The 11865-nt window shown below is 70.8% G+C and carries 10 protein-coding genes; 7 read left to right on the top strand and 3 right to left on the bottom strand.

What is annotated here, in order from left to right:
• Positions 1 to 4 precede the first annotated feature (4 nt).
• The 3 genes from ACSYGN_RS04740 to ACSYGN_RS04730 all read left to right on the top strand — a co-directional run bounded on the left by ACSYGN_RS04740 (position 5) and on the right by ACSYGN_RS04730 (position 3054).
• Positions 5 to 1759 carry a hypothetical protein gene (locus ACSYGN_RS04740; RefSeq protein WP_460392125.1) on the top strand — a complete coding sequence of 585 codons (1755 nt, stop codon included), beginning with the start codon at positions 5 to 7 and terminating at the stop codon, positions 1757 to 1759.
• Between the two features lie 485 nt (positions 1760 to 2244).
• A complete protein-coding gene (gene panD, locus ACSYGN_RS04735) occupies positions 2245 to 2664 on the top strand; it encodes an aspartate 1-decarboxylase (RefSeq protein ID WP_460392123.1) in 420 nt (139 codons plus the stop codon).
• Positions 2665 to 2706: 42 nt separating this feature from the next.
• Complete coding sequence (locus ACSYGN_RS04730; protein ID WP_460392121.1) at positions 2707 to 3054, top strand: GNAT family N-acetyltransferase; 348 nt, start codon at positions 2707 to 2709, stop codon at positions 3052 to 3054.
• 661 nt (positions 3055 to 3715) lie between these two features.
• On the opposite strand, the gene gndA is transcribed toward ACSYGN_RS04730, so the two are convergent.
• Positions 3716 to 5155 (bottom strand): NADP-dependent phosphogluconate dehydrogenase, encoded by a 1440-nt coding sequence (gene gndA / locus ACSYGN_RS04725; RefSeq protein ID WP_460392119.1) that lies wholly within the window; start codon positions 5153 to 5155, stop codon positions 3716 to 3718.
• Positions 5156 to 5175: 20 nt separating this feature from the next.
• A complete protein-coding gene (locus ACSYGN_RS04720) occupies positions 5176 to 5508 on the bottom strand; it encodes a hypothetical protein (RefSeq protein ID WP_460392117.1) in 333 nt (110 codons plus the stop codon).
• Positions 5509 to 5653: 145 nt separating this feature from the next.
• Here ACSYGN_RS04720 and ACSYGN_RS04715 point away from each other — a divergent pair, with 145 nt between their 5' ends.
• A complete protein-coding gene (locus ACSYGN_RS04715; RefSeq protein WP_460392115.1) occupies positions 5654 to 6898 on the top strand; it encodes a transglycosylase family protein in 1245 nt (414 codons plus the stop codon).
• A gap of 40 nt (positions 6899 to 6938) precedes the next feature.
• Here the strand turns inward: ACSYGN_RS04715 and ACSYGN_RS04710 are convergent, their stop codons facing one another.
• Positions 6939 to 8168, bottom strand: coding sequence for a DMT family transporter (locus ACSYGN_RS04710; protein WP_460392113.1), 1230 nt, complete (start codon positions 8166 to 8168; stop codon positions 6939 to 6941).
• 231 nt (positions 8169 to 8399) lie between these two features.
• On the opposite strand from ACSYGN_RS04710, the gene ACSYGN_RS04705 reads away from it, so the two are divergent.
• The 3 genes from ACSYGN_RS04705 to glgC all read left to right on the top strand — a co-directional run bounded on the left by ACSYGN_RS04705 (position 8400) and on the right by glgC (position 11861).
• On the top strand, positions 8400 to 9206 hold the full coding sequence (locus ACSYGN_RS04705; protein ID WP_460392111.1) for a (2Fe-2S)-binding protein: 807 nt from the start codon (positions 8400 to 8402) through the stop codon (positions 9204 to 9206).
• Positions 9207 to 9262: 56 nt separating this feature from the next.
• Positions 9263 to 10426: a glycogen synthase gene (gene glgA, locus ACSYGN_RS04700; RefSeq protein WP_460392109.1), complete on the top strand. Its 1164-nt coding sequence runs from the start codon at positions 9263 to 9265 to the stop codon at positions 10424 to 10426.
• A gap of 214 nt (positions 10427 to 10640) precedes the next feature.
• Positions 10641 to 11861: a glucose-1-phosphate adenylyltransferase gene (glgC, locus tag ACSYGN_RS04695; RefSeq protein ID WP_460392107.1), complete on the top strand. Its 1221-nt coding sequence runs from the start codon at positions 10641 to 10643 to the stop codon at positions 11859 to 11861.
• The last annotated feature ends 4 nt before the right edge of the window (positions 11862 to 11865 follow it).

Raw genomic sequence — 11865 nt, 5'->3', positions numbered from 1 at the left:
AGCCGTGCCCCGAAGGCACATCCCGCAGATTGATCACGACTCGATACGCACCCTAAGCGCCCGGGAAACCGACGCCCCCGACCATCCGGCGGCGCAGTTCCTCTACCGGGCGCTCGCCGAGCGACTGACCGCCCATCGAGGCAAGGACGCCGCACAGGTGACCGCCACCGTCGTGCGTGCCTTCGGGCAGGGCCGCGGACTGATTCTCACGTCACTGGGCTGGCGCCGGCCGGGCGACTGCTTCCGCGGCCTCCCGGTCTTCGGCCGGTGGGCCGCCTTCGCGCCGTCGTTCAAGGGCAGTGACGCCCTCTGGGAGCCCCTCGCGGTTCCGGAGGCCGGTGTGGAGGACGCAGTACGGGTCGTCAGGGAGGTGGTCCGCGAGGCGAGGGAGGAGCGAGGCGTGCGGGCACCGGTCGACGCCGAAGCCGAGACCGTGATGCTTCAAACCCTGCAGATGCTTGCCCGAACGGCCCGCGAAGACCCCGAGAAAGTGACCGCATCTCTCGTGGGGAGACTGCCGTTGCGCACGAGCCAGGGATGGACCAGTAAGCGCCCGGTCTACGCGGCCGACGCGACGTTGGCCGAGGCGCTGGGCTCGCGGATCCCGGTGTGGCTTCCGGGCGGGGAACTCGAACAGTTTACGGCGCTCCTCAGACGGCTGCGGGTGACCGAGCTGGGAGCGGCGGACATTACTTTCCGCCCCGCGGAGGACGCGCCCGCCGACGAGGAAGCAACCGACCTCGTGCGTCACGCGCTGGATCTGCTCCGCGAGGACCTGCAGCGCAACGCCGTCGCCGTCGCGGGATCCCTCGACTGCCCGTGGGAGGACTTGGCCGAGGTCGAGGTGCGGATCACCTCGTCGCTGGAGTGTCTGGTCACGCTCCCCGGTGGGGAACTGGTGCGGGGGCCGGTGCGTACCGCCCTCGACCGGGACTCCCGCACGCTATGGACGGTGGACCGCGAGTTGTTGAGACGACCGTCGGAGGCGGGCCGGGCCATCGCGACTCGCTTCACCGAGGACCGGCGGCAGGTCGCCCACTCCTGGGCGGCTGCCTACGACGAGGCGGAGCGCGGAAGAGAGGCGGTGCGACTCGAGCTGGCCGAGGAGCGGGTCGCGCAGGACCAGGCGGCGACTGATGCCAAGCGTGCCCAACGCCTTGCTGCGCTGGAGACAGAAGTCAAGAAGGCTCAGAACAAGGCAGATGGTCGGCCACCTGCGTCGACGCCCCTACCCTCGGTCACTGTCCGCCCGGCCCCGGCCGTTCCGGTCTCGGCATCGCGAGAATTCGTCGATCCGGCAGCTCTCCGCATCACCGGCATCCGCCGGACCACCCAGGCGTCGTCATCCGCTGGTGGTGTGCCCGGGGCTGGTGGAGGTGCATCCGTCAGGACCCGCCTCACCCCTCCCGCCTACGCAGCGGCCGTGCCCGCACCACGTCTGGTCCCCCCTGCTCCCAACATCGAACGTCAGGAGAAGGTGGCTCTGGACCTCCTGCGCAAGGTTCTGGGTACGGAGCAGGAACCGGAGTGGCTGCGCGATCTACGGCACCAGCACGGCGTGGGCGCCGATGCCGTGGACGCGCTCGATCGGTTCTACGAGCTGAAGACGACCTATGGACCCGAGCAGGACACGGTGACCCTCACCGCCAAGGAATGCGAACGGGCGGCCTCGGGAGCCGAGTTCTTCCTCGTCGTGGTATCGGGACTCGCGGCAGACGCCAGTCCCGTCCTGCGTCTCGTCCCCGATCCGCTGCACTAACTGCGCATCCGCCCGAACGGAAACGTCATGCTCACCGGGATCAAACAGTCCGGAAGTCTCATCGTCGAATTCGGCGCAGAGGAGGAGCCAGATCCTTCTTGACTTTCCTCCCGGGGGTACAGCCCTCGCCCGTTACGGACTCGAAGCAGCCGAGCGGGAGGACCTGGCGCAGTCGGGACCAGGCCGAGGGCGTCGGTGCTCAATTACCGCTTAGCGGGCCAAATGTCGCAGAACCTGGCATGTCTGATGAAGCGTCAGGTAAGTCAGCATCCACTCAGCATCAGTCCCGTACGGTTCCTCGCGCGTGCGCCTGGTCGGTGGCTTCGCGGCAGCCTGGCGGGCGCAGAAATGCGCAGGCGGGAAGCCTGGTCACAGCAGCGCACGATCTTCCCGAAGGTCTTCGAGCCGAAGGCATGCCGATGTACAGTGAGGGACGCCCCTGACCTGCAGAAAGCTGGCGGGGAGCCGTCTTCTAGGAGTCTAAAGTGCTGCGAACTTTGATCAAGTCCAAGATCCACCGCGCCACCGTCACCCAGGCCGACCTGCACTACGTGGGATCGGTGACCATCGACGGTGAGCTGCTGGAGGCCGCCGATCTGCTGCCTGGTGAGCTCGTCCACATCGTCGACGTCACCAACGGCGCCCGGCTCGAGACGTACGTCATCGAAGGGGAGCGCGGGTCCGGCGTCGTCGGGATCAACGGTGCCGCCGCGCATCTTGTGCATCCCGGTGACCTGGTGATCATCATCAGTTACGCTCAGGTCACCGACGCCGAGGCGCGGGAGCTGCGGCCGAAGGTCGTGCACGTGGACGGCGGCAACCGGATCGTCGACCTCGGGACCGATGCCTCCGCGCCGGTGCCGGGGTCCGATCAGGTGCGCAGCCCGCAGGCTGTATCGGGCTGACCGGTCGGCGGGTATCTGTTCGGGAGCAGGAGGGCGTGGTCCGTGAGTGACATCGAGATCCGTGACGACCGGGGTGCCGGGCGGCTGCTGGCCCTCGGGGACGGCGGAGAAGTCGTCGGCCATATCGAGTACTTCGTTCTCGAGGCACCCGGGCGCGCCCTCGTTCCCGTCCATACGATCGTCGAGCCCGCCTACGAGGGACAGGGCATCGCCGGGTCCCTCGCCCGTGAGGTCTACCGCATCGCCGAGCGGGAGGGCGTCTTTGTCGTCCCGCTCTGTCCGTACGTCGCCAGGTGGGCCGAACGCCACCCCGACGAGGCTCCGGCGGCCGACCCGGGGCTGCGGCCGGCCGCCTTGGAGTGGCTGAGGGCTCATCCCGAGCGGTTCTGATCCCGACGGGCGGCCCCGCTGGACGGGCCCCGCCGGTCGGCTTCCGCCACGCCGTCCTCGCCAACGGCTGGGGCCCGCCGGGTGACCGGTGGCCCGGGTGACTGGTGGCCCGGGTGCCGGGTAGGCGGGGGAGTGAGCAGTCCGGAGCCGATGTCCGACCACCGGCTGGAGGTCACCGCCATGACGAACCCGTACCCCGACCCCGTCCCGCCGCCGCCCGTGCCCGGTCCGGGGCCCGCCCCAGGGCCGGGGCCCGTCCCGGATCCGGAGCCGCCCGAGCCGCCCGGTCCCGAGCCGTCGCCCACGCCTGAGCCGTCGCCCACGCCCGGGCCGTCGCCCGGTCCAGGGCCGACGCCGCCGCCCGAGCCGCCACCGGGACCGCTGCCCGGGCCGCCCCCAGGTCCGCTTCCGGGACCGCCGCCCGGTCCGCTGCCGGAGCCCCCGCCGTCCCCGATCCCACCCGGCCCCGAGCCGGTTCCCAACCCGGAGCCGGGGCCGCCGCTCACCTGACCGGCCCCCTCCCGGCCGGAGGGCACGGCTTCCGGACGCCGACATCCCGTCCGTCACCGCACCGGAGGGCGCCCATGACGAAGGCGGGGGTGGTCCGACGGACCTGCCGTCGGACCACCCCCGCCTCCTACGCCGAAGCCCGGCGCAGCGGTTAGGCCGTCACCTCCGAGCGGTCGCCGCCCCACAGCGTGTGGAACGCGCCCTCGCGGTCCGTGCGCTGGTAGGTGTGCGCGCCGAAGTAGTCCCGCTGGCCCTGGGTGAGGGCGGCCGGGAGGCGGTCGGCGCGGAGGGCGTCGTAGTAGGCGAGGGCCGCCGCGAAGCCGGGGGTCGCGACGCCCTGGCGGGTGGCCGTGGCCAGCACCTCGCGCCAGTCGTCCTGCGCCGCCCCGATCTCGCCCGCGAACGTCTCGTCGGACAGCAGGCTCGGCAGGTCCGCCCGGGCGCCGTAGGCCGCGCGAATGCGGTCCAGGAAGGCCGCCCGGATGATGCAGCCGCCCCGCCAGATCGCGGAGACCGCGCCCAGGTCGATGTCCCAGCCGTACTCCTCGCTGCCCGCCGCGATCTCGTGGAAGCCCTGCGTGTACGACACGATCTTGGACGCGTAGAGGGCCTGCTCCACTCGGTCGGCGAACGCGCCGGCCTCGGTCTCGTCCAGCGGGGTCGGCTTCGGGCCAGCCAGGCCGCGCGAGGCCTCCCGCAGCGCCGCATGACCGGAGAGGGAGCGGGCGAAGACCGCCTCCGCGATGCCCGACACCGGGACGCCCAGGTCCAGGGCGATCTGCACCGTCCAGCGGCCGGTGCCCTTCTGCTCGGCCTGGTCGACCACCACGTCTACGAACGGCTTGCCCGTCGCCGCGTCCACGTGCGACAGCACCTCGGCGGTGATCTCGATCAGGTAGGAGTCGAGACGGCCGCGGTTCCAGGTGCGGAAGATCTCCGCGATCTGCGCCGGCTCGTAGCCCGCCACGTCGCGCAGCAACTGGTACGCCTCACCGATCAGCTGCATGTCCGCGTACTCGATGCCGTTGTGCACCATCTTCACGAAGTGACCGGCGCCGTCCGGACCGACGTGCGTCACGCACGGCGCGCCGTCCGCCGCCTTCGCCGAGATCTTCTCCAGCATCGGGCCCAGCGAGTCGTACGACTCCTTCGGGCCGCCCGGCATGATGCTCGGGCCGTTCAGCGCGCCCTCCTCGCCGCCCGACACACCCATGCCGACGAAGTGGATGCCCTGCTCGCGCAGCGCCTTCTCACGGCGGCGGGTGTCCGCGAAGTGCGCGTTGCCGCCGTCGATGATCATGTCACCGGGCTCCAGGAGCGGCGCGAACTCCTCGATCACCGCGTCCGTCGGGTCGCCCGCCTTGACCATGATGACCAGCCGCCGCGGCCGCTCCAGCGCCGCCACGAACTCCTTCGCGGTCTCGGCCGCGACGAAGTCGCCCTCGTGCCCGAACTCCTCCACCAGCGCGTGTGTCCTCGACGCCGTCCGGTTGTGCACCGCGACCGTGTAGCCGTTGCGCGCGAAGTTGCGGGCGAGGTTGCGGCCCATCACCGCGAGCCCCGTGACGCCGATCTGGGCTGTAGTGCTCATTCCGCCTGCTCCTCAAAAGTTCAAGAAGATCGCGTGGATCCTGCAAGGGTGACACCGGCATCGGTAGCGCCGTCGGTATCGGTATCGGTATCGGTCGCTTGTCCGGTCAGTATTGCCCACGGGCGGGACCGCCCTCCGCACATACGGATCACCTGGCCTGTTGGCTCAGCAGCGGCCGAATCCAAGTCGTAGTCCTTGTCGTAGTCGTAGTCGTAGTCGTAGTCGTAGTCGTAGTCGCAGTCGCAGTCGTAGTCGCAGCCGCAGCCGACCCGTGAGCGGTGCCGGGAGATGTTCCCGCGGCGGGCCGGAAACGGAGGGCCGGGAGGGGCGCGTACCCGGGGCATGCGTGACATCCCGTCAACTCCCTTGCCTCACAAGCGCCCCCGGTTCACAACCCGTGCGCCCCTCACGTTCCCGGGCGGCCGATTGCTGTCTTGTCATGGCCGGTTCGGGGCACTTAGTTTTGGCCTTCCTGACGCACGTCGATGGGGGCCCTCCATGGCCGTACGCGGCCGGCACCGCCGGTATCAGCCGAACAGGATCAACCGCGCCTCGCTCACCGTGACGGCGGGCGGTGCCGGGATCGCCCTGCCGCTCGTCGCCGCGGGAACCGCCCACGGGGCCGAGGTGGGCACCTGGAACAAGGTCGCCGCATGCGAGTCGAGCGGCAACTGGCACATCAACACGGGCAACGGCTTCTACGGCGGCCTCCAGTTCACCCAGTCCACCTGGGCGGCCTACGGCGGCACCAAGTACGCCGGGCGCGCGGACCTCGCGAGCAAGGACCAGCAGATCGCCGTAGCCGAGAAGGTCCTCGACGGACAGGGACCCGGGGCCTGGCCGGTGTGCTCGGTGCAGGCCGGGCTCACCCGGGGCGGCGGCACCCCCGACGTCCACCCGGACAGCACCCGCACCCGCCCCGTCACCCAGGCAAAGAGCAAGGCCCACGGCCAGGCCCACAGCCAGGCAAAGAGCCAGGCAAAGAGCCAGGCCAAGGCCAGTGGCGCCGCCGAATCCAATGGCGCCGCCAAGACCTCCGTCAAGGACGTCCAGCCGCAGCACACACCCCAGTCCCGCGCCGGCAAGGCCGAGATGTACACCGTCGTGCACGGCGACACCCTCTCCCAGATCGCCGAGGAGGAGCACGTCACCGGTGGCTGGCAGCGGCTCTACTCCGCCAACCGCGCCACCGTCGGCTCCGACCCCGACCTGATAATCCCCGGTCAGCGTCTCGCCCTGCACGGCAAGGCGGCCACCGCCGACACCCACACCGCGCACCGGTCCGGCAGCGCCACGAAGAAGAAGACGGCCGCCGAGAAGCCGGCCACCACGCACAGCCACGCCCTCGTCGCGCCGGTCAGCGCACCCATCGGCACCGCCTACCACGCCTCCGGCTCGCACTGGTCGAAGGGCTACCACACCGGCGTCGACTTCCTCGTCCCCACCGGCACCTCCGTCAAGGCGGCCGGGGCCGGGCACGTCGTGACCTCCGGGTGGGGCGGTTCCTACGGCTACCAGGTGGTGATCCGGCACGCCGACGGCCGCTACACCCAGTACGCCCATCTGTCCGCCATCTCCGTGAAGACCGGCCAGACCGTGGCCGCCGGACAGCGCATCGGTCGTTCCGGGGCCACCGGCAACGTCACGGGCCCGCATCTGCACTTCGAGGTGCGGACGGGGCCCGGGTTCGGTTCGGACGTCGACCCGCTCGCCTATCTCCGCGCGGGTGGCGTCAAGCTCTGACCCGCGACGCAGGGCGAACGGAGGGCAGGGGCCGTGCCGGTCAGGATCTGACGCGGGCACGGTGCCCGTCTCGGCGGTCGTGCCGGTTCAGTCGTGCCACCGGCACGGGCATCGGGATGAAGGCGCCGCCGTAGAACGGGCCGTAGTAGAAGCGCACCGGTTCGTCATCCGGGGCCGGTGCGCTCGGCCGCTCGTTCGACCGACCGTCCCGGATCGCGTCGGGGACGAGCACCGGAGCATCCGCCCTGTCGCTCGGACCGCTCCTACCGCCTCTACCGCTCAGATCGCTCGGATCAGTCGGATCGCGGTCTTCGTGGTCTTTGTGGCCGTCCGCGTCCCGCTCCACCGGTGCGGCCGGTACCGGAAGCGCGGGACGCTCCGATATCTCCGCCATCGCCGCTGTAGCCGTAGCCGTCACCGCCTCCGGCGCCTCGTGCGGCGTCCGTCCGATCCGCTCCGTCGTCAGCAGGATCAGGCCTCCGGCCGCCACCACACCGCAGCTCAGCGCGAGCGCGGTGCCCGCGCTGCCGTAGCGGAATATCTCACCGAACATGGTGAGGCCGACCGCTGCCGCCACCACCGGGTTGACGACCGTCAGTGTGGCGAGCGGGGCCGCGAGGCCGCCGCCGCGGTACGACGCCTGCGACAGCAGGACACCGGCCGACGCGAAGACCGCTATCAGGCCCAGCGAGGGCAGATCGCTCGCCGCGATCCCCTCGTCCCAGTCGACCGCGACCGTCTTGGTGAACACCGACGACATGCCGAAGGCTATGCCGGAACCGGTCGCCAGCAGCACGCTGCGCACCGCGGGATGCCGGTGGGCCGCACGACCCGCAACCATCAGCGCCGCCACCGCGCCCCCGGACACCACGGCCACCGCGACACGCTGCGCCGCGCTCAGGGAGTGCACGTCCGACGTGCCGACGAGGGACAGCAGACCGGCGAGGCCCACCGTCGCCATGATCGCGCCCCGCCAGGCCGTCGCGCCCGCCTTGCGCCCGAAGAACAGGGCCGCCATCGGCAGTGCGAACACGATGGTCAGCGCGCCGAGCGGCTGCACCAGGCTCAGAGGGCCGTAGGCCAGTGCCACCACATGCAGCAGCCCGCCGAGGCCGTTCAGTGCGAGCGCCCCCCACCAGGCCGCCCTGTGCAGCGGGGCGTAGGTCTGCCCGGGGCTGGTCACCGCCACGCGCTCCTGCACGATCGCCCCGCCCGCGTAGGCCACGGCCGAGACGAACGACAGCATCACGGACAACGCGAGGGCGCTCATGAGCAGATCCTCTGCGTGAGGCGGGGGCACCTGGCCCGGCGCGACGGTCGCGGACGTTCATCCATGGCAACAACGATGCCCCGTCGAACTGTTCCCGTCTTCGTACCTGAGCACGCAATGTCCTGTACTCCCGTTGGAGTATGCGTCGCGCGGAATCCTCCCTCAGACGGGTGACTCAGGTATGACACCCCGGCTCCTCGACCCCTACGGGCCTTGGTACTACTGCACATCGTGGATCTCGACCCCGAACTCATGGCGCTCCGCCCCATCGGCGGATACTTCGTCCTACCCACGACCGGAGTCCCACGCACCCCGCTGCCCACCCTCCACGAGGTCTATGAAGGAGGCCGCGAGAAACGCACAAAGGGGGAGAAGGGGCAAAAGTCGGATGTTTATTCACGTGCGATGAATATGATGAATATTCGGACAGGTCTTGTCGCCGACCGCCTCCGTACCCCCGAACCGCGCGTCGCCGCTTCCATCGTCCACCAGGGCCTCGCCGCCCGCCTCTGGTCGGTCGCCCTCGGCTGCGCCTGCCTCTACGGCCGCCTCCCCGACCTCGACCCCCGCCTGCTGACCTGGGACCCGACCGGCAGCGCACCCGACGACCTGCGCCTCACCGAGGTCCGCCCCCTCCCCGGCGACCCGCCCGCCGACGCCGCCGTCCTCGCCGCCGCCGTACTCCACGCCCACCTCGAACCGCTCACCGCCCTGCTCCACACCCACCACCGCCTGCCCCTCGGGCTGCTGCGCGGCAACACCGCCTCGGCCCTGGCCGGTACCGCCCGCGAGCTGCTGCGCCGGGCGGATGCGCGCCGTGGCGACGTCGCCAAAGACGTCGCCGAACGCGCCCGCACCCTTACCACCGGCCTCTTCACGCACCCCCTGCTCGCCCCCACCGGCACCTTCACCCCCGCCACCGCCGCCTTCCGGCGCCGCAGCTGCTGCCTGTACTACCGCGTCCCCGGCGGCGGCCTCTGCGGCGACTGCTGCCTCACCCGGCCGCCCTCCTCTTCCCCGCACGCCACTCCTGGGTGAGGATGTGAGAGATCACTGCGGACGGCCCAAGAGCCGAGGACGACAGGGGGTTCCGGGTGCGAGTCGGCCTGCTGACCCGGGAGTACCCGCCGGACGTGTACGGCGGCGCGGGCGTCCATGTGGAGTTCCTGGCCCGGGAACTGCGGCCCCTGATCGATGTCGACGTGCACTGCTGGGGCGAGGGCTCCGCCGATGGCGTCGTACGGCACCGCTCCTGGCCCGACCTCGACGGTGCGAACGACGCCCTGCGCACCTTCTCCGTGGACCTCTCCATGGCCGCCGCGGCCGAAGGCTGCGAACTGGTGCACTCGCACACCTGGTACGCCAATCTCGCCGGCCACTTCGCCAAGCTGCTGTACGGCGTCCCGCATGTGATGACCGCCCACTCGCTGGAGCCGCTGCGCCCCTGGAAGGCCGAGCAACTGGGCGGCGGCTACGCCCTTTCCAGCTGGGCCGAGCGCACCGCGATCGAGGCCGCCGACGCCGTCGTCGCCGTCTCCGGCGCCATGCGCGACGACATCCTCGGCTGCTACCCGGCCCTCGACCCGGCCAAGGTGCATGTGGTGCACAATGGCATCGACACCACCCTGTACCGGCCGGACCACGGCACCGACGTCCTCACCCGCACCGGCCTGGACACCGGCCGCCCGTACATCCTGTTCGTCGGCCGTATCACCCGGCAGAAGGGCGTGCCCCATCTGCTGCGAGCGGTGCGGGACATCGACCCGGCGGCACAGGTCGTGCTGTGCGCCGGTGCCCCCGACACACCGGAGATCGACCGCGAGTTCCGCGAGCTGTACGAGGAACTGCGCCAGGTCCGCGAGGGCGTGCACTGGATCCCGCAGATGCTGCCGCGCCCCGATGTCATCCAGTTGCTCACGCATGCCGCCGCGTTCGTCTGCCCGTCGGTCTACGAGCCCCTCGGCATCGTCAATCTGGAGGCGATGGCCTGCGGCACACCCGTCGTCGCCTCCCGGGTCGGCGGGATCCCCGAGGTGGTGGACCACGGCACGACCGGGCTGCTGGTCGACGTGGACGACGATTTCGAGACGAGCCTCGCGCACGCCCTCGACACTGTGCTCGCCGATCCCGTGGCCGCCCGCCGGATGGGTGACGCCGGGCGGGAGCGGGCCGTCGGCGAGTTCGGCTGGGACGCGATCGCGCGGCGGACGGTACGGCTCTACGAGGAGGTCCTCAAGGCACACGGCGGAGGGGCCTAGCCGGGAGCGGCCGGGAGGAAGCGTCGGGTCCGGCATGCGGAGGAGCGGGTGCGCAGCGGTGTGGGCGGCATACCGTCACAACCGGAACAACCCGGACGAACATCTCAACCGGAACGAACCCGGACGACCGGCGTGGCCGGGGTGATCCCGGGCAGGTTAGAACCCCTTGCTCAGGGGCATCCATCGGTCACACACCAGGGTGAGGGGAGCGGCCATGCGTCGTGGTGGTCCTTCGGTGCTCGGCATCGTACTGGCGGGCGGTGAGGGCAAACGCCTGATGCCGCTCACCGCTGACCGCGCGAAGCCCGCGGTCACCTTCGGCGGCACCTACCGCCTCGTCGACTTCGTCCTCTCCAACCTCGTCAACGCGGACATCCTGCGCATCTGTGTGCTGACGCAGTACAAGTCGCACTCGCTGGACCGCCACATCACCACGACCTGGCGGATGTCCAGCCTGCTCGGCAACTACATCACCCCGGTCCCGGCCCAGCAGCGGCTCGGTCCGCGCTGGTACCTGGGCAGCGCGGACGCGATTCTCCAGTCCCTCAACCTGGTCCACGACGAACAGCCCGAGTACGTCGCCGTCTTCGGCGCCGACCACGTCTACCGCATGGACCCGCGCCAGATGCTCCGCCAGCACATCGAGGGCGGCGCGGGGGTCACGGTCGCCGGGATCCGGGTGCCGCGCTCGGAGTCGCCGTCGTTCGGTGTGATCACGCCGGGCTCGGACGGCGTGACCGTGGCGGGCTTCCTGGAGAAGCCCGCCGACCCGCCCGGGCTGGCGGACGACCCGGAGTCCGTGTTCGCGTCCATGGGCAACTACATCTTCACCACCAAGGCCATGATCGAGGCGCTGCAGCGGGACGCGGAGGACGAGAACTCCGTGCACGACATGGGCGGCTCGATCCTGCCCCAGCTCACCGACCGCGGCGAGGCCCAGCTCTACGACTTCAGCGAGAACCACGTGCCCGGCGAGACCACCCGCGACCAGGGCTACTGGCGTGACGTCGGCACCATCGACGCCTACTACGAGGCCCATGCGGACCTCATCGCCGAGCGCCCCGCCTTCAACCTCTACAACCGCGACTGGCCCATCTACACCCACTCCAACCAGCTCTCGCCCACCCGCTTCAACGCCGGAGGCATCGCCAGCGAGTCGATCATCAGCGCGGGCTGTCTGATCCGCGGCCAGGTCTCCCGTTCCGTGCTCTCGCCCGGTGTGGTCGTCGACCCCGGCGCGGTGGTGCAGGGGGCGGTGCTGCACGACAACGTGCACATCGGGCGCGGCGCGATCGTGCGCGGCGCGGTCCTGGACAAGAACGTCGAGGTGCCGCCGGGCGCGACGATCGGCGTCAACCCGGAACGGGACGCCGAGCTCTACTCGGTGTCCCGGGGCGGGGTGATCGTCCTGGGCAAGGGGCAGCGAGTGCCCTGACGGC

The sequence above is a fragment of the Streptomyces sp. YIM S03343 genome (assembly GCF_054729195.1).
The sequence above is the reverse complement of the archived record's forward strand: the minus strand, read 5'-3'. Positions and strand labels throughout refer to the sequence as shown.